General features: G+C 57.5%; 17 protein-coding genes and 1 tRNA gene. 7 read left to right on the top strand and 11 right to left on the bottom strand.

Annotated elements, in window-relative coordinates; translation table 11 throughout:
• Positions 1 to 58: 58 nt before the first annotated feature.
• From ABLV17_RS09945 to mltB, 10 genes are all read right to left on the bottom strand, one after another.
• Positions 59 to 151: transfer RNA gene (locus ABLV17_RS09945), tRNA-Ser, on the bottom strand.
• Between the two features lie 337 nt (positions 152 to 488).
• Positions 489 to 674 (bottom strand): carbon storage regulator CsrA, encoded by a 186-nt coding sequence (gene csrA, locus ABLV17_RS09940; protein WP_000906486.1) that lies wholly within the window; start codon positions 672 to 674, stop codon positions 489 to 491.
• Between the two features lie 363 nt (positions 675 to 1,037).
• The gene (alaS, locus tag ABLV17_RS09935) at positions 1,038 to 3,665 is read right to left on the bottom strand and encodes an alanine--tRNA ligase (protein WP_045395419.1); all 2,628 of its coding nucleotides are present in this window, start codon (positions 3,663 to 3,665) and stop codon (positions 1,038 to 1,040) included.
• Positions 3,666 to 3,916: 251 nt separating this feature from the next.
• Positions 3,917 to 4,417 carry a recombination regulator RecX gene (gene recX / locus ABLV17_RS09930; protein WP_045361343.1) on the bottom strand — a complete coding sequence of 167 codons (501 nt, stop codon included), beginning with the start codon at positions 4,415 to 4,417 and terminating at the stop codon, positions 3,917 to 3,919.
• A gap of 70 nt (positions 4,418 to 4,487) precedes the next feature.
• Positions 4,488 to 5,546: a recombinase RecA gene (gene recA / locus ABLV17_RS09925; RefSeq protein WP_015370055.1), complete on the bottom strand. Its 1,059-nt coding sequence runs from the start codon at positions 5,544 to 5,546 to the stop codon at positions 4,488 to 4,490.
• 89 nt (positions 5,547 to 5,635) lie between these two features.
• Complete coding sequence (gene pncC, locus ABLV17_RS09920; RefSeq protein WP_087859292.1) at positions 5,636 to 6,133, bottom strand: nicotinamide-nucleotide amidase; 498 nt, start codon at positions 6,131 to 6,133, stop codon at positions 5,636 to 5,638.
• 138 nt (positions 6,134 to 6,271) lie between these two features.
• The gene (locus ABLV17_RS09915) at positions 6,272 to 7,150 is read right to left on the bottom strand and encodes a metal ABC transporter substrate-binding protein (protein ID WP_087859293.1); all 879 of its coding nucleotides are present in this window, start codon (positions 7,148 to 7,150) and stop codon (positions 6,272 to 6,274) included.
• Positions 7,151 to 7,157: 7 nt separating this feature from the next.
• A complete protein-coding gene (locus ABLV17_RS09910) occupies positions 7,158 to 8,021 on the bottom strand; it encodes a metal ABC transporter permease (RefSeq protein ID WP_015370052.1) in 864 nt (287 codons plus the stop codon).
• The gene (locus ABLV17_RS09905; RefSeq protein WP_162750228.1) at positions 8,018 to 8,728 is read right to left on the bottom strand and encodes an ATP-binding cassette domain-containing protein; all 711 of its coding nucleotides are present in this window, start codon (positions 8,726 to 8,728) and stop codon (positions 8,018 to 8,020) included. Before ABLV17_RS09905 ends, ABLV17_RS09910 begins: the two co-directional genes overlap by 4 nt.
• A 305-nt stretch (positions 8,729 to 9,033) precedes the next feature.
• A complete protein-coding gene (mltB, locus tag ABLV17_RS09900) occupies positions 9,034 to 10,113 on the bottom strand; it encodes a lytic murein transglycosylase B (RefSeq protein WP_348854226.1) in 1,080 nt (359 codons plus the stop codon).
• A 276-nt stretch (positions 10,114 to 10,389) separates the two neighbouring features.
• Between mltB and ABLV17_RS09895 the strand changes: the two genes are divergently transcribed.
• The 7 genes from ABLV17_RS09895 (at position 10,390) to gutQ (ending at position 15,372) form a co-directional block, all read left to right on the top strand.
• Positions 10,390 to 10,953 (top strand): PTS glucitol/sorbitol transporter subunit IIC, encoded by a 564-nt coding sequence (locus tag ABLV17_RS09895; protein WP_087859294.1) that lies wholly within the window; start codon positions 10,390 to 10,392, stop codon positions 10,951 to 10,953.
• Entirely contained in the window at positions 10,950 to 11,921 is a 972-nt protein-coding gene (locus ABLV17_RS09890; RefSeq protein WP_113374628.1) for a PTS glucitol/sorbitol transporter subunit IIB, read from the top strand. Before ABLV17_RS09895 ends, ABLV17_RS09890 begins: the two co-directional genes overlap by 4 nt.
• Before the next feature lie 13 nt (positions 11,922 to 11,934).
• Positions 11,935 to 12,297, top strand: a complete 363-nt coding sequence (srlB, locus tag ABLV17_RS09885; RefSeq protein ID WP_113374629.1) for a PTS glucitol/sorbitol transporter subunit IIA — start codon at positions 11,935 to 11,937, stop codon at positions 12,295 to 12,297.
• A gap of 12 nt (positions 12,298 to 12,309) precedes the next feature.
• Positions 12,310 to 13,089 carry a sorbitol-6-phosphate dehydrogenase gene (gene srlD / locus ABLV17_RS09880; RefSeq protein ID WP_213317203.1) on the top strand — a complete coding sequence of 260 codons (780 nt, stop codon included), beginning with the start codon at positions 12,310 to 12,312 and terminating at the stop codon, positions 13,087 to 13,089.
• A 124-nt stretch (positions 13,090 to 13,213) separates the two neighbouring features.
• Positions 13,214 to 13,573 (top strand): transcriptional regulator GutM, encoded by a 360-nt coding sequence (gutM, locus tag ABLV17_RS09875; protein ID WP_015703248.1) that lies wholly within the window; start codon positions 13,214 to 13,216, stop codon positions 13,571 to 13,573.
• Between the two features lie 67 nt (positions 13,574 to 13,640).
• The gene (locus ABLV17_RS09870; protein ID WP_348854225.1) at positions 13,641 to 14,414 is read left to right on the top strand and encodes a DNA-binding transcriptional repressor; all 774 of its coding nucleotides are present in this window, start codon (positions 13,641 to 13,643) and stop codon (positions 14,412 to 14,414) included.
• Entirely contained in the window at positions 14,407 to 15,372 is a 966-nt protein-coding gene (gene gutQ, locus ABLV17_RS09865; RefSeq protein WP_087859297.1) for an arabinose-5-phosphate isomerase GutQ, read from the top strand. The genes ABLV17_RS09870 and gutQ overlap by 8 nt, the downstream gene beginning before the upstream one ends.
• Here gutQ and norR read toward each other — a convergent pair.
• Positions 15,335 to 16,885 carry a nitric oxide reductase transcriptional regulator NorR gene (gene norR, locus ABLV17_RS09860; RefSeq protein WP_087859298.1) on the bottom strand — a complete coding sequence of 517 codons (1,551 nt, stop codon included), beginning with the start codon at positions 16,883 to 16,885 and terminating at the stop codon, positions 15,335 to 15,337. The two genes, gutQ and norR, sit on opposite strands and share 38 nt — an antisense overlap.
• Positions 16,886 to 16,984: the final 99 nt, after the last annotated feature.

The raw sequence follows: 16,984 nt of genomic DNA, 5'->3' as shown, positions 1-16,984 counted from the left end.
CCTCCGACCGCTCGGTTCGTAGCCGAGTACTCTATCCAGCTGAGCTACGGATGCAAAATGGCGGTGAGGCGGGGATTCGAACCCCGGATGCAGCTTTTGACCGCATACTCCCTTAGCAGGGGAGCGCCTTCAGCCTCTCGGCCACCTCACCACACAACACGCCTCTTGCGAGTGCTTTGAAGAACTTGTTTCTGCTCTTCGTCGCTGCGATGGCGCACATATTACTTTCTGAGACTTATAAGTCAAACAATTTTTCGAGAGCTTTTTCCGTTTGCACACTTCACGCGCAATTAGCCTGCAAAAACGGCAAAAAGAGTATTTTATCAACAGGAAATAGCCCTTTACGGCCACTCAAAAGCGACAACGAAAAATGACGCACGGCGAATAAAAAAAAAAGAGAGGATGTCGCGAGAGAAGAAAAAGGAGAAGAAAAGAGAAAAACGACCGCCGGAGGGATGCGCCTCACAATAAAGCGAGGCGCGGAAAGCTTAGTAACTGGACTGCTGGGATTTTTCAGCCTGGATACGCTGGTAGATTTCTTCACGATGTACAGAGACTTCTTTAGGGGCGTTGACACCAATACGTACCTGGTTACCCTTAACCCCTAAAACTGTCACAGTGACCTCATCTCCAATCATGAGGGTCTCACCAACTCGACGAGTCAGAATCAGCATTCTTTGCTCCTTGAAAGATTAAAAGAGTCGGGTCTCTCGCATCCCGGCATTATCCATCATATAACGCCAAAAAGTAAGCGATGACAAACACCTCGCGGTGTAAGCAGTCACGGCATCACATTCTGTTAAACCTAAGTTTAGCCGATCTACACAACTTCAACCCGACTTTATCGTTATCAGTACTTATGACGCAAGATGCCGCTCCCATCAGGTTACGGCACCTATACCCGTCATACTTCAAGTTGCATGTGTGTTGGCTTTCCTCACTCACCCCAGTCACTTACTTAAGTAAGCTCCTGGGGATTCGCTGCGTCGCCGCCTTCCTGCAACTCGAATTATTTAGGGTAAATGCGTTTATAGTTATTACAGTTTTGCGCTGACCCAGCCTTTCACACTGGCTAACGCAGCAGGGAGAGCAGACGCATCGGTACCGCCGGCTTGCGCCATATCCGGACGACCGCCCCCTTTACCGCCCACCTGCTGGGCGACCATACCAACCAGCTCCCCTGCTTTCACGCGGTCTGTCACATCCTTAGACACACCTGCAATCAGAGAAACCTTACCATCCGCTACCGTAGCTAATACAACGACCGTCGAACCGAGCTGGTTTTTCAGATCATCAACCATGGTACGCAGCATTTTCGGCTCAACGCCGGCCAGTTCACTGACCAGCAGCTTAACACCGTTAATTTCTTCCGCTTTACTGGAGAGATTAGCGCTCTCCTGCGCTGCAGCCTGCTCTTTCAGCTGCTGCAGCTCTTTTTCCAACTGACGGGTACGCTCAAGCGCCGCGCGAACTTTATCGCCGATGCTGTGGCTATCGCCCTTCAGCAGTTGGGCGATATCGCTGAGCTGATCGCTCTGCGCATGCAGGCTGGCAATCGCCCCTTCGCCGGTCACCGCTTCAATACGGCGCACGCCTGCGGCGGTACCGGATTCAGAGGTAATACGGAACAGGCCGATATCACCGGTACGCGCTGCGTGAGTACCGCCGCACAGCTCGGTGGAGAAATCACCCATCCGCAGTACGCGAACGCGATCGTCGTATTTCTCGCCGAACAGCGCCATGGCGCCGGATTCACGCGCGGCATCGATATCCATGATATTGGTTTCGATAGCCAGGTTACGGCGGATCTGGGCGTTCACCAGATCTTCCACCGCTCTAATTTCTTCCGGCTTCATCGCTTCAAAATGCGAGAAGTCAAAACGTAGCGCTTTATCGTTAACCAGAGAGCCTTTCTGCGCCACGTGGGTACCGAGAACCTGGCGCAGCGCCGCGTGCATCAGGTGCGTCGCGGAGTGGTTGAGACGAATACGCTGACGGCGAGCCTGATCGACATCGGCCTGCACCGCGTCACCCACTTTCAGGGAGCCGCTGGCGACTTTACCGATATGACCAATAGCCTGGCCGTACTTCTGCGTATCGCTGACCGTGAAGGAGAAGCCAGCGCCTTTCAGTTCGCCTTTATCGCCTACCTGACCGCCGGATTCCGCGTAGAACGGCGTCTGGTCAAGGACGACTACAGCATCCTGACCCGCGCTGACGCTATCAACCGCTTTGCCGTCGATGAACAGCGCAGTAACTTTGCCGTTCAGCTCCAGATGATCGTAGCCTTTAAATTCCGATGCGCCGTCAACGCGAATCATCGCGTTATAGTCAGCGCCGAAACCGCTGGACTCACGCGCGCGGCGGCGCTGCTCTTCCATCGCGGCTTCAAAGCCTGCTTCGTCAACCTTGATGTTGCGCTCGCGGCAGACATCCGCCGTCAGGTCAACCGGGAAGCCATAGGTGTCATACAGACGGAAGGCGGTTTCGCCGTCCAGCGTGTCGCCTTTAAGCTTCGACAGTTCCTCGTCCAGCAGCGCCAGCCCGCGCTCCAGTGTGCGCGCAAACTGCTCTTCTTCGGTTTTCAGCACCTGCTCTACCAGAGCCTGCTGCTGTTTCAGTTCTTCGCCGGCGGCGCCCATCACGTCGATAAGCGGAGCAACCAGTTTCCAGAAGAAGGTATCCTTCGCGCCCAGCATGTTACCGTGGCGAATCGCGCGGCGAATGATACGACGCAGCACGTAGCCGCGGTTTTCATTCGACGGGATCACGCCATCAGCAATCAGGAATGCGCAAGAACGAATGTGGTCGGCGATAACGCGCAGCGACTTGTTAGTGAGATCGGTCGCGCCGGTGACTTTCGCCACGCTCGCAATCAGGTTGCGGAACAGGTCGATGTCATAGTTGGAGTTAACGTGCTGCAGAACAGCGGCAATACGCTCCAGCCCCATACCGGTATCAACGGAAGGCTTCGGCAGCGGCTCCATGGTACCGTCAGCCTGACGGTTGAACTGCATGAAGACGATGTTCCAGATCTCAATGTAACGGTCGCCATCTTCTTCCGGGCTTCCCGGAGGGCCGCCCCAGATGTGGTCGCCATGGTCAAAGAAGATTTCGGTGCATGGGCCGCACGGACCGGTATCGCCCATCTGCCAGAAGTTATCAGAAGCAAACGGCGCGCCTTTGTTGTCGCCGATGCGGATAATACGCTCGCGCGGAACGCCCACTTCATTGGCCCAGATGTCGAAAGCTTCGTCATCGGTCTCGTAAACGGTAACCCACAGTTTTTCTTTCGGCAGGGCGAACCAGTTCTCACCGGTCAGCAGTTCCCATGCGTATTTGATGGCATCCTGCTTGAAGTAATCGCCGAAGCTGAAGTTGCCCAGCATTTCGAAGAAGGTGTGGTGACGCGCGGTGTAACCGACGTTTTCCAGATCGTTGTGTTTACCGCCCGCACGCACGCAACGCTGCGCGGTGGTCGCGCGCGAATAATTACGTTTGTCGAGACCAAGGAAGACATCCTTGAACTGGTTCATCCCGGCGTTGGTAAACAGCAGGGTCGGATCGTTGTGCGGCACCAGGGAGCTGCTGGCAACTACCTGATGTCCCTTACTATGGAAAAAGTCGAGAAACGCCTGACGGATCTCAGCGGTGCTCTTGCTCATAATTATCCTGAAATCAAGCTACACTTCATCCTTCAAGTCGCCTCTGACCTGGCGGAACGTCCTCTCCCGGTAGTGAACTCACGTACGCCCCAGAAGCTGTTCTCTCTTGCCGCCGTGATGCAGCTTGAATGATTTTGTGTATAAGGAATAATCGCCCTGGACGCTGATTATGCAATCACAAGCAGCGGCCCGACGGAATAAAGTGGGAATAAGATAAGTTTTCTTTAGAGGGAAGTAAAATCCCCGATGGGTCAATCTGCAAAATTTCGCCAGATTTCCTGGATATCTTCTATCAGATAGCCGCGGTACAGCAAAAATCGCTGGATTTTAACTTTTTCAGTAAAGGCGGTAGGTAACGGTTCGCCGTATTTACGCTGCGCCTGCTCTTTCGCAAGCGCCGCCCAGTCGATTTCACACTCGCGCATCGCGCTTTCGATGTCGCTGCGGCCAATGCCCTTTTGATTCAACTCCTGGCGGATACGTGCCGGCCCGTAGCCCTTGCGGCTCCGGCTGGCAATAAACTGGCGAACAAAACGCTGGTCATCAAGATAGCGGTTTTCCAGGCACCAGCCGACAACCTGTTCGAGCTCTTCCGGCGTGATGTCCAGCTTTTCAGGGCCGTTTTTACTCATTACCGGCGCCGCCAGCTTACGCCGCAGCTCCTGTTCGCTATGATCGCGCATCGCCAGAATACGAATTGCGCGATCCAAAAGACGCGCATAGCCGGAGCGGCGTGGTGAAGTCTCAGTCACAGGCACCTCGATAATCTAAGAAAAGCAAAAGGGCCGCATCAGCAGCCCTTTGTCACTCTTTTAGACGATATCAGAAATCTTGTTCGGTTTCTTCTGCGTCGTTGCCGTCAACCGCGAAGTCCGGCGTGGAGTCCTGGTTGTTGAGCAGCAGTTCGCGAACTTTCTTCTCAATTTCTTTCGCCGCCGCCGGGTTATCCTTCAGCCAGGAGATAGCGTTCGCTTTACCCTGGCCGATTTTGTCGCCGTTGTAGCTATACCAGGCGCCCGCTTTTTCAATCAGCTTCTCTTTCACGCCGAGGTCAACCAGCTCGCCGAAGAAGTTGATGCCTTCACCGTAGAGGATCTGGAATTCAGCCTGTTTGAACGGCGCGGCGATTTTGTTTTTCACCACTTTCACGCGGGTTTCGCTGCCGACAACGTTGTCGCCCTCTTTCACCGCGCCGATGCGGCGAATGTCCAGACGCACGGAAGCGTAGAACTTCAGCGCGTTACCACCGGTGGTGGTTTCCGGGTTACCGAACATCACGCCGATTTTCATACGGATCTGGTTGATGAAGATCAGCAGCGTGTTGGACTGCTTCAGGTTACCAGCCAGTTTACGCATCGCCTGGCTCATCATACGCGCCGCGAGGCCCATGTGAGAGTCGCCGATTTCGCCTTCGATTTCCGCCTTCGGCGTCAGCGCCGCCACGGAGTCGACGACGATAACGTCTACCGCGCCGGAACGCGCCAGCGCGTCACAGATTTCCAGCGCCTGCTCGCCGGTATCCGGCTGGGAGCACAGCAGATTGTCGATATCAACGCCCAGCTTGCGGGCATATACCGGATCCAGCGCGTGTTCGGCATCGATGAACGCACAGGTTTTGCCTTCACGCTGCGCTGCGGCGATAACCTGCAGCGTCAGGGTAGTTTTACCCGATGATTCCGGCCCGTAGATCTCAACGATACGGCCCATTGGCAGACCGCCTGCGCCGAGCGCGATATCCAGAGAAAGCGAACCGGTGGAGATAGTTTCCACGTCCATGGAACGGTCTTCACCCAGGCGCATGATGGAGCCTTTACCGAATTGCTTTTCGATCTGGCCCAGTGCTGCCGCCAACGCTTTCTGTTTGTTTTCGTCGATCGCCATTGTTACTCCTGTCATGCGAGGTGAAGCGCGTTCGCTTCGCCGTTAATATTTGTTCAGTTGAGGCAATTATACTGTATGGTCATACAGTATCAAGTATTTTGTAGAAATTGTTGCCAGAGCAGATTTAACGCATAGGCCGTCGCCTGACGACGCACCGCTTCGCGGTCTCCGGCAAAGCATTCGCGGCGGGTCACGCCCTGCCCGTTCGCACAGGCGACGCCGAACCACACGGTGCCGACGGGCTTCTCTGCGCTGCCGCCGTCCGGGCCGGCGACACCGCTGACCGATACCGCATAGGTGGCGCGCGCCGCGCGTAGCGCGCCAATCGCCATCTCGACAACCACCGGTTCGCTCACCGCGCCGTTATCCAGTAACGTCACTTCGCTCACGCCAATCATCTGCGATTTGGCTTCGTTGCTATAGGTCACGAAACCGCGCTCAAACCACGCTGAGCTACCGGCAATATCGGTCAGCGCTTTGGCTATCCAACCGCCGGTGCAGGACTCCGCGGTGGTCACCGTCGCGCCCTGCGCTTTCAGCGCCAGCCCAACCTGTTCGCTTAGCTGCATTAATTCTGAATCGGTCATTTTTGCCCCGCTTAAGCCAGATAAAGAGGCCATCAAAGATAGCACTTTCGGCAGAGATATGGGGACGAGGTGGTGATTTTACGAGGGGGGATCCAAAAATGGGCCGTCCCGCTGCAACCGGGACGACCAGACAACCTGTTACTTCATACTATTGGCGATGAGCTCGACGTTATGGCGCAGCATTTTAACGTAGCTATCGGCTACGCCGCCCGGCTTAGACAGCGCTTCCGGATAGAGTTCGCCGCCCGGTTGCGCCCCCGTCGCGCCAGCGATTTGCTGCACCAGACGCGGGTCCAGCTGGTTCTCCATAAACCAGGTATGTACGCCATCGGCTTTGATTTGCTTAATCAACGCCGCCACCTGCGCCGCGCTGGCTTCGCTCTCGGATGAGAGCCCCTGCGGAGCGAGGAACGTCACGTTGTAAGCGCGGCCAAAATAGCCGAAAGCATCATGGCTGGTCAGCACTTTACGCTTCGCCTGCGGGATGGCGCTAAACTGCGCCTTCGCCCAGCCGTCAATTGCCGTCAGCTGCTCGATATAACGCTTACCGCTGCTCTGGAGCGCCGCTTTATCTTGCGGGTCGGCTTTCACCAGGCCATCAAGGATATTCTGCGCGTACAACGCGCCATTAGCGGCGCTATTCCAGGCGTGCGGATCGGTCACCGTTTTACCGTCTTCATCAAGGGTATGCGTCTTAACCCCTTTTGAAGCCACCACTAATTCGCCCTTAAAACCGGACGCTTTCACCAGCCGATCCAGCCACCCTTCCAGGCCAAGCCCGTTGACCACCACCACGTCGGCTTTGCTGAGCAGCGCGCTATCCTTCGGTGAGGGTTCAAAGGTGTGCGGATCGCCATCCGGCCCTACCAGCGTATCGACATGAACATGCTCGCCTCCGACCTGCTGCACCATATCGCCCAACACCGAAAAACTGCTTACCACGTTCAGCGTTTTTGCCATCGCCCCCTGCGCCATCAGCCCCACGGCTAACGCCATCACCACTGCACTTCGTTTCATCATTTCCTTACCCCATCAATTTGCGCCAGCCAACGACCAGCCGGCTGCGCGTGCCAAAAAACACTGAAATAAAAAACAGTACGCTGGCGGTCAGCACGATGGCGGGCCCGGCGGGTAAATTCACTGCCCACGAAAGGCTCAATCCCATCCAGGCGCAAAACGCGCCGATCGCCGCCGCCAGCAACAAAATGCCCGGCAGCGTTCGTGCCCAGCAGCGCGCCGCTACCGCGGGCAACATCATCAGCCCTACCGCCATTAGCGTGCCGAGCACCTGAAACCCCGCCACCAGGTTCAGTACCAATAGCGCGAGAAACAGGCCGTGCAGCAGCGCCGGTAGCCGCCGCGCGTTGACCTGTAGCCAGGCGCTATCGAATGCCTCGCTGACCAGCCCGCGATAAAACAGCGCAATGCACAGCAGCGTCAGGCTCGCCACGCCGGTGACAAAGAACGCCGCGTCGCTATCCACCGCCAGAATCGAACCGAACAGCAGGTGCAGCAGATCAACGCTGGAGCCGCGCAGCGAGACCAGCGTGACGCCAAGCGCCAGCGAGCCGAGGTAAAACCCGGCAAAACTGGCGTCCTCTTTCAGCGGCGTTCGCCGGCTGACCCAGCCTGCCACCAGCGCCACCGCGATCCCGGCGATAAATCCGCCAACGCTCATCGCCAGCAGCGACATGCCGTTAAGGAGATAACCCGCCGCCACCCCCGGCAGAATGGCGTGCGACAGCGCATCGCCCATCAGGCTCATCCGTCGCAGCAGCAATAGCACGCCTAACATGGTGGTGCTCAGCGACAGCGCGAAGCACACCACCAGCGCCCGGCGCATAAAGCCAAATTCAATAAAAGGTTGAAAAAAGGTATGCCAGATCATGCCTGCCTCGCGGTGTTGAAGGCGGGAAGCACACTTGACGTCTCGCCCCAGCGCGCGTGCTGGGGTTCAAGCAGCAGCGTCTCGGGAAAGAAATCGGCCACGCACTGGTTATCGTGCAGCACCGCCAGTATCGTTTGCCCCTCGCGATGCATATCGACGATAAGCGCCATCAGCTCGCGGCTGGTGGCCTCATCGACGCCGGTAAACGGCTCGTCCAACATCACCAGCGGCGCCTGTTGCACCATCACCCTGGCAAAGAGCATGCGCTGGAACTGGCCGCCCGAGAGTTCTTCAATCGGCGTATTGGCCAGCGCGCTGAGCCCCACCCGCTCGAGCGCCGCCTTGATGCGCTGACGCTCGCCGCCGCCCAGACCGCGCAGCAGCGAGACCCGCGGCCATGCCCCCTGGCTGACGACATCGCGCACCAGCAGCGGAAACTGTGATTCCAGGGCATGGCGCTGCGCCAGCCAGCCGACCACTGGCCGCCCTTTGCGCCAGTTCAGCCGGCCGCTAACCGGTGGAATAAATCCAGCCAGCGTTTTCAGCAGCGTCGATTTACCACAGCCATTAAGCCCGACAATCGCCGTCAGGCTTCCCGCCGCAATCACGCCGCTTAGCGCCGGAGTGATTGCCATGCCTTCATACCCGGCAACCAGGTGATCCAGCTCAATCATGGCAGCGCCACCGCCCACCATGTGGCCAGCCATAGCGCCGCCAGCAGTCCGCTGGCGATTGCCACGCGCGCCGCGCCGGATGCCATAAAAACCGATGTGAACATATTCCCGCCCCAATAAAATGTTATAACATAACAATATGGGATTCAGAAAAGAATGTAAATCTGCGTCAGCGAGAGGAAATGTAACAAAGGTCAACAAGAGGCATGCAGAAGGGAAAAAACGGATGGATAAGCGCGGCGTCCCGGGGCTACCAACCGGATACCAGATCGTAGCCCGGATAAGGCGCTACGCGCCGCCATCCGGGGAACTCGAAATTTGTCGGCTGGATGAAAGGATCAATACCCGCCGCGGGCCTGCGAAACCGCCAGCCCCAGCTGCAAGACAGCCATCGCGTAGTGAGTGCTGTGGTTATAGCGGGTGATAGTGTAGAAGTTCGGCAGGCCATACCAGTACTGGTACCCGGTGCCGATATCCAGCCGCAGCAGGCTGGCCTGCTGATGGTTGCCCAGCGGCTGCGTTGGGGTTAACCCCGCCGCCGACAGCTGTGAAACGCTGTATTTGGTTTTAAAGCCGTTATCCAGACCCGGCGCCTGGCCCAGCGCCTGCACCGCGACGGTATCGCCGCTCACCCAACCGTGCTGTTTAAAGTAGTTCGCCACGCTACCGATGGCATCAACCGGATCCCACAGGTTGATATGACCGTCGCCGTTGAAGTCCACCGCGTATTGCTTATACGACGACGGCATAAACTGGCCGTAGCCCATCGCGCCGGCAAAGGAGCCTTTCAGATCCAGCGGGTCATCGCTTTCGCTGCGCGCCATCAGCAGGAAGGTTTCCAGCTCAGAGGAGAAGTATTCAGCGCGGCGCGGATAGTTAAACGACAGCGTCGCCAGCGCATCGAGGATGCGGGTTTTGCCCATCACCCGGCCCCAACGGGTTTCCACGCCGATAATGCCGACGATGATTTCCGGCGGTACGCCGTAGACCTGATACGCGCGGTTCAGCGCGTCCTGATACTGGTTCCAGAACACCACGCCGTTCTGCACGTTATCCGGCGTAATAAACTGTTTCTTATAGCGTAACCAGGCGCCGTTTGGCCCGGTCGGCGGCAACCCGCTCGGCGCCTGGCGATCCATCAGCCGCAGCACGTAGTCCAGGCGCTTAGCCTGCGACAGGATCTCCTGGAGCTGCTGTCTATCGAAGCCGTGTTTCGCCACCATCTTATCGATGAACTGCGCCGCCGCAGGGTTATTGGCGAAATCGCCGCCCATCTGCATCACGTTATGCTGCGGTTCCAGCAAAAAACCGCCGGTTCCGCTCGCCATCTCCGCTTCCGCGGGGGTCTTAGGTTTGCTGCTGCAGGCAGCCAGAAGTGCACATAAAGGGAGTAAAGCCAGATAGCGACGCTTCAACATGGGAATTCCATTTAACAAAATCGGCAAAGGGTAATTATGGTAAAGCATGCGCCCGCCAACAAGGAAGCGGCAATACATTTGCAGACAAAATAGTCCTTTTTTTGCACGTTCTCCGAGTTCGATCCGCACGTTAATTTTTTCACTCACCGCCCCTGAACTTTCAAAATAAAATATTTATCTTTCATTTTGCGATCAATTTAACACTTTTAAACCTTTCAAAGTGATTAAAATCAGCCTCCAGTTAGCAAGAAAAATAATACGCTGAAGGAGAGAACAATGATTGAAATCGTTACCCACGGCGCTGAGTGGTTCATCGGCCTGTTTCAGAAAGGCGGCGAGGTGTTTACCGGTATGGTGACCGGGATCCTGCCGCTGCTGATAAGCCTGCTGGTGATCATGAACGCGCTGATCAACTTTATCGGCCAGCAGCGGATCGAAAAGCTGGCGCAGCGCTGCGCCGGCAACCCGCTTACCCGTTACCTGCTGCTGCCTTGCATCGGTACCTTTGTCTTCTGCAACCCCATGACCTTAAGCCTTGGCCGCTTTATGCCGGAGAAATACAAACCGAGCTACTACGCAGCGGCCTCCTATAGCTGTCATTCGATGAACGGGCTGTTTCCGCACATCAACCCCGGCGAGCTGTTTGTTTATCTCGGCATCGCCAACGGCCTCACCACGCTGGGCCTGCCGCTTGGCCCGCTGGCGGTGAGCTACCTGCTGGTTGGCCTGGTGACCAACTTCTTCCGCGGCTGGATCACCGACCTGACCACCTCTATTTTCGAAAGAAAAATGGCTATTCAACTTGACCAGAAAGTGCATCTGTCAGGAGCGACATCATGACCCGTATTCGTATTGAAAAAGGGACCGGCGGTTGGGGCGGCCCGCTTGAGCTCGACATTGTTGAGGGCAAAAAGATTGTCTATATCACCGCAGGCACCCGCCCGGCGATCGTCGATAAGCTCGCCAGCCTGACCGGTTGGCAGGCGGTTGATGGATTTAAAGAAGGTGAACCGGCAGAAAGCGAAATTGGCATCGCCATTATTGACTGCGGCGGCACCCTGCGCTGCGGCCTCTACCCGAAGCGCCGTATTCCGACCATCAACATCCACGCCACCGGTAAATCCGGGCCGCTGGCGCAGTACATCGTCGAAGATATTTACGTCTCCGGAGTAAAAGAAGAGAACATCAAACTGCTGGAAGATAGCGGCGAGACGGCAGTGCAACCACTCCCCGCCGCGGGCCGCGATTACGATGCCAGCAAGAAGATTACCGAACAGAGCGACGGCCTGCTGGCTAAGGTCGGGATGGGGATGGGTTCGGTAGTGGCGGTACTGTTCCAGGCCGGACGCGACACCATTGATACGGTGCTGAAAACCATTCTGCCGTTTATGGCCTTCGTCTCGGCGCTGATCGGCATCATCATGGCCTCCGGTATCGGCGACTGGATTGCCCACGGCCTGGCGCCGCTCGCCAGCCATCCGCTGGGGCTGGTGACGCTGGCGCTGATCTGCTCCTTCCCGTTGTTATCGCCGTTTCTCGGCCCCGGCGCGGTGATAGCCCAGGTGATCGGCGTACTGATTGGCGTCCAGATCGGTCTGGGCAACATTCCACCGCATCTCGCCCTACCCGCGCTGTTTGCCATTAATGCCCAGGCCGCCTGCGATTTTATCCCGGTAGGCCTGTCGCTGGCCGAAGCCCGTCAGGAGACGGTACGCGTCGGCGTGCCGTCGGTGCTGGTCAGCCGCTTCCTCACCGGCGCGCCAACCGTGCTGATCGCATGGTTCGTTTCCGGATTTATTTACCAATAAGAGGTTCCTGAAGATGACCGTCATTTACCACACCACTATTACCCGTATCGGCGCCAGCGCGGCAACGGCGCTGGAAGAACAGATGCTCATTACCTTCCGCGAAGGCGCACCGGCGGATATCGAAGAGTATTGCTTTATTCACAACCACGGTGAGCTATGCGGTGCGCTGCGCCCGGGCGCAGAGCTACAGCTCGGCGATCGGCATTATCCGGTGACCGCCGTCGGCGAGGTCGCCGAGCAAAACCTGCGCGAGCTGGGCCACATCACCCTGCGCTTTGACGGTCATCGTCAGGCGGAGTTTCCCGGAACCGTTCACGTCGCGGGCCCGGTGCCGGACGCCATCGCGACCGGCTGTGTACTGAAATTTGTTGCTTAGAAGGAGAGAAAGATGAATCAGGTTGCTGTTGTCATTGGTGGCGGACAAACCTTAGGAGAGTTTCTGTGCCGCGGTCTGGCCGCCGAGGGCTACCGCGTGGCGGTGGTTGATATCCAAAGTGAAAAAGCCAGCCGCGTCGCCCAGGAGATCAACACTGAATATGGCGAAGGTACAGCATACGGCTTCGGCGCCGACGCCACCAGCGAAGCCAGCGTCACGGCCCTGGCCCACGGCGTAGATGAGATTTTCACGCGCGTCGATCTCCTGGTCTACAGTGCCGGTATCGCTAAGGCCGCGTTTATTAGCGACTTCGCGCTGGGCGATTTTGACCGCTCGCTGCAGGTCAACCTGGTGGGCTATTTCCTCTGCGCCCGCGAGTTCTCACGGCTGATGATCCGCGACGGCATTAAAGGTCGCATCATTCAGATCAACTCGAAATCCGGCAAAGTCGGCAGTAAGCATAACTCAGGCTATAGCGCGGCGAAGTTCGGCGGCGTCGGGCTTACCCAGTCGCTGGCGCTGGATCTGGCGGAATACGGCATTACCGTGCATTCGCTAATGCTCGGCAATCTGTTGAAATCACCGATGTTCCAGTCGCTGCTGCCGCAGTACGCCACCAAGCTCGGCATTGATGAGAGCGAAGTCGAGCAGTACTACATCGATAAGGTGCCGTTGAAACGCGGCTGCGATTACCAGGATGTGCTGAACGTGTTGATGTTCTACGCCAGCCCGCAGGCGTCGTACTGCACCGGGCAGTCGATTAACGTCACCGGCGGCCAGGTGATGTTTTAAAAGGTTCCCGGATGGCGCTGCGCTTATCCGGGCAACAAAACTGTAGGTCGGGCAAGGCGTTAGCCGCCACCCGACAAAAAACGGTACCCGGGTTGTACCCGGCATCACACCTTCAGGAGACATTATGGTTACCGCACTCATTACCGTCGCCGCTATTGCCTGGCTTTGCCAACTGGCGTTCGGCGGCTGGCAGATCCGCCGCTTCAATCGCGCCTTTGATAGCCTTTGCCAGCAGGGCCGCGTTGGCGTAGGCCGTTCCTCCGGGCGCTTTAAACCGCGCGCGATTGTCGCTATCGCCGTCGATGAAAACGATCGTATTTGCGATACGCTGTTGATGAAGGGACTCACCGTCTTCGCCAGTCCGCAAAAAATCCCCACGCTTAGCGGTAAACATCTCGAGGAATTGCAGCCTGATGTGATCTTTCCCAATGATCCGCTCTGTCAGAATGCACTATCATTAGCGCTTAATCCGAAACATGCATAATTTCGTTGTGAAAGTTAATATCTTGCGAAATTATCACTTCGAAACTTAAACGCAGGATACAACGCCTATGAAACCACGTCAGCGCCAGACAGCCATTCTCGAGTACCTGCAATCGCAGGGCAAATGCTCGGTCGAAGAGCTGGCGCAACACTTCGACACCACCGGCACCACTATCCGTAAGGATCTGGTGATACTGGAGAATGCCGGGACCGTCATCCGCACCTACGGCGGCGTAGTGTTAAATAAAGACGAGGCCGACCCGCCTATCGACCACAAGACGCTGATCAACACCCACAAGAAAGCGCAGATTGCCGAGGCCGCCGTGCGATACATCCACGATGGCGATTCAATTATCCTCGACGCCGGCAGCACCGTGCTGCAGATGGTGCCGTTGCTGAGCCGCTTCAATAACATCACGGTGATGACAAACAGCCTGCATATCGTCAACGCGCTTTCCGAGCTCGATAACGAGCAGACCATCCTGATGCCGGGCGGCACCTTCCGTAAAAAATCGGCCTCCTTTCACGGCCAACTGGCGGAAAATGCCTTCGAACAATTCAGCTTCGACAAGCTGTTTATGGGCACCGACGGCATTGATCTGGTCGCGGGCGTCACCACCTTTAACGAGGTCTATACCGTAAGTAAGGCGATGTGTAACGCCGCCCGCGAAGTGATCCTGATGGCCGACTCATCCAAGTTTGGCCGTAAAAGTCCCAACATTGTCTGCGGCCTTGAACGCGTGGATAAATTGATTACCGATGCCGATATTGACCCTGAATTCCAGCGGGCGCTGGAAGCCAAAGGTATTGAAGTCATTATTACTGGAGAACATCATGAGTAACTTTTTGTTAGAGGCCGGACGCCAGACCCTGATGCTTGAGCTGCAGGAGGCGAGCCGCCTGCCGGAACGCCTGGGCGACGACTTCATCCGCGCGGCGGAAACCATCATCCACTGCGAGGGCAAACTGATTGTCTCCGGTATCGGTAAATCCGGCCACATCGGCAAAAAGCTAGCGGCAACCTTCGCCAGCACCGGCACCCCGGCCTTTTTCGTCCATCCGGCGGAAGCCCTGCACGGCGATCTCGGCATGCTCGATAGCCGCGACGTGATGCTGTTTATCTCCTACTCCGGCAGCGCGAAAGAGCTGGATCTCATCGTACCGCGGCTGGAAGAGAAATCCATTCCGCTGCTGGCGATGACCGGCAAATCCACCTCGCCGCTGGCGCTGGCGGCGAAAGCGGTGCTGGATATCGCCGTAGAGCGCGAAGCCTGTCCGATGCATCTGGCGCCGACCTCCAGCACCGTCAACACGCTGATGCTGGGCGACGCGTTGGCGATGGCGGTGATGCAGGCGCGCGGTTTCAATGAAGAAGATTTCGCCCGTTCCCACCCGGCGGGCGCCCTCGGCGCGCGGCTGCTGAACAAAGTGCATCATCTGATGCGCCGCGATGAAGAAGTGCCGCGGGTCAATGCTGACGCCAACGTCATGGACGCCATGCTTGAACTAAGCCGAACCGGGCTCGGCCTGGTGGCGGTCTGCGATGAAGCCAACCGCGTGCAGGGCGTTTTCACCGACGGCGACCTGCGCCGCTGGCTGGTTGCTGGCGGTACGCTCAACGATGGCGTCACTCAGGCGATGACCCGCAACGGCGTGACGCTGCAGGCGGAAAGCCGCGCGGTGGAAGCCAAAGAGCGGTTGATGAAACATAAAATCAGCGCCGCGCCGGTAGTGGATGAAAACGGCCTGCTGGTCGGCGCCATCAACCTGCAGAACTTTTACCAGGCAGGGATCCTTTAAGCCCCAGACGTTTCGCCAGCCGATGCAGGTTGGCGACGTCCAGTTCCAGCGCACGGGCGGTCGCCGCCCAGTTGCGCTGGTTCGCCTCCAGCGCGCGGCTAATCGCTTCTCGCTGAAAAGAGTCGGTCGCCTCGCGCAGATTGACGTTTCCCGTCGCGGGCGCCGCTGCGACCGTCTCAGTCGGCAACATCGGCGCCGCCACCGCAAACTGGAAATGCTGCGGCTCCAGTACCACTTCATCGCCGGCCTGGGTGGCCCGCGCCAGCACCACCGCCCGGTGAATAGCATGCTCCAGTTCGCGCACGTTACCCGGCCAGGACCACTGCTGCAGCCTGTTTCGCGCCGCCTCAGCCAAAATGACCCGCGCCAGCCCCATCCGCAGGCGGCACTGCTCACAGAAATAGCCCGCCAGCAGCACCACATCGTTTTCCCGTTCGCGTAGCGCCGGAACCGACAGCGGGAAGACGCTCAGCCGATGGTACAGATCGGCGCGAAAGCGCCCTTCCACCACCTCCTGGCGCAGATCGCGGTTCGTCGCCGCCAGCACCCGCACATCGACCCGCAGGCTGCGGTCATCGCCGACGCGCTGAATATCGCCATACTGCAGCACGCGCAGCAGCTTCGCCTGCAACGCCAGCGACAGTTCGCCAATTTCATCAAGGAACAGGGTGCCGTTATCAGCCATCTCAAATTTACCGCTGCGGTTGCTGATAGCGCCGGTAAATGCCCCTTTCACATGGCCGAACAGCTCGCTCTCCGCCACGCTTTCCGGTAGCGCCGCGCAGTTGAGATAGACCAGCGGATTGGCGGCTCGCGGCGACCCCTGATGCACCGCCTTCGCCACCAGCTCTTTACCGGTGCCGGTTTCGCCGCTTATCAGCACGTTTAAATCTGATGCAGCGACGATATCGATCTCTTTTTTCAGCTGCAGCATGGGCGCCGACAGGCCGATAATCTCCTGACGCTCAGGCTGCGCGTAATGCACCGGCTGCGCCGGCAGCACGTTTTGCGCTTCAAGACGGGCGATGAGCAGCGCGTTATTCAAGGCGCCAGCCACCAGCGCGGCAATTAGCCGCAGCTCTTCATCGCTAAAGCTATCGAAACGGTCGGCATCCATGCCGTCAAGGGTCAGCGCGCCAATCAGCGTCTGCCCGGCGAACAGCGGCAGGCCAACGCAGGCGTGAACCTTCAGACTCTCATGACCGGGGATCAGCCCGTCGTAGGGGTCAGGCAGATCGCTATCCGCCGGGAAGCGCACCACATCACCGGCGCGCGCAATCGCCTCAAGCCGCGGGTGTCCTTCCAGGGCAAAGCGCCGACCGAGCACATCCTGCGCCAGGCCATCGATCGCCAGCGGCACAAACTGATGCGCCTCGTAGCGCAGCAGCGCCGAGGCATCGCAGCCGAGAATCTGCCGCAGGGTAGTAATCAGACGCGAAAAACGGTCGGTGTGACCAATATCGCTTTGTAAATCAATGGCGATTCTCGCCAGCTCGTCGACGGAAAAACTCATTGCTGCTCCATTGTCATTTTGACAATACGCATTGTCATATCGACTATTTTAGTCATTGTCATTTTGACAGCAACAAAAATCATAAAAATTAAAAATAGA

The organism is Klebsiella sp. CN_Kp091 (assembly GCF_040065095.1).
Lineage (GTDB): Bacteria > Pseudomonadota > Gammaproteobacteria > Enterobacterales > Enterobacteriaceae > Klebsiella > Klebsiella aerogenes.
This window is presented reverse-complemented; position numbering and strand designations above follow the sequence as displayed.

Bases quoted from the DNA above. Each gene is read 5' to 3' on its own strand.
- csrA (WP_000906486.1), bottom strand. From the start codon at position 674: ATGCTGATTCTGACTCGTCGAGTTGGTGAGACCCTCATGATTGGAGAT.
- alaS (WP_045395419.1), bottom strand. From the start codon at position 3,665: ATGAGCAAGAGCACCGCTGAGATCCGTCAGGCGTTTCTCGACTTTTTC.
- recA (WP_015370055.1), bottom strand. From the start codon at position 5,546: ATGGCGATCGACGAAAACAAACAGAAAGCGTTGGCGGCAGCACTGGGC.
- pncC (WP_087859292.1), bottom strand. From the start codon at position 6,133: ATGACCGATTCAGAATTAATGCAGCTAAGCGAACAGGTTGGGCTGGCG.
- ABLV17_RS09915 (WP_087859293.1), bottom strand. From the start codon at position 7,150: ATGAAACGAAGTGCAGTGGTGATGGCGTTAGCCGTGGGGCTGATGGCG.
- ABLV17_RS09910 (WP_015370052.1), bottom strand. From the start codon at position 8,021: ATGATCTGGCATACCTTTTTTCAACCTTTTATTGAATTTGGCTTTATG.
- ABLV17_RS09905 (WP_162750228.1), bottom strand. From the start codon at position 8,728: ATGGCTGGCCACATGGTGGGCGGTGGCGCTGCCATGATTGAGCTGGAT.
- mltB (WP_348854226.1), bottom strand. From the start codon at position 10,113: ATGTTGAAGCGTCGCTATCTGGCTTTACTCCCTTTATGTGCACTTCTG.
- ABLV17_RS09895 (WP_087859294.1), top strand. From the start codon at position 10,390: ATGATTGAAATCGTTACCCACGGCGCTGAGTGGTTCATCGGCCTGTTT.
- ABLV17_RS09890 (WP_113374628.1), top strand. From the start codon at position 10,950: ATGACCCGTATTCGTATTGAAAAAGGGACCGGCGGTTGGGGCGGCCCG.
- srlB (WP_113374629.1), top strand. From the start codon at position 11,935: ATGACCGTCATTTACCACACCACTATTACCCGTATCGGCGCCAGCGCG.
- srlD (WP_213317203.1), top strand. From the start codon at position 12,310: ATGAATCAGGTTGCTGTTGTCATTGGTGGCGGACAAACCTTAGGAGAG.
- gutM (WP_015703248.1), top strand. From the start codon at position 13,214: ATGGTTACCGCACTCATTACCGTCGCCGCTATTGCCTGGCTTTGCCAA.
- ABLV17_RS09870 (WP_348854225.1), top strand. From the start codon at position 13,641: ATGAAACCACGTCAGCGCCAGACAGCCATTCTCGAGTACCTGCAATCG.
- gutQ (WP_087859297.1), top strand. From the start codon at position 14,407: ATGAGTAACTTTTTGTTAGAGGCCGGACGCCAGACCCTGATGCTTGAG.
- norR (WP_087859298.1), bottom strand. From the start codon at position 16,885: ATGAGTTTTTCCGTCGACGAGCTGGCGAGAATCGCCATTGATTTACAA.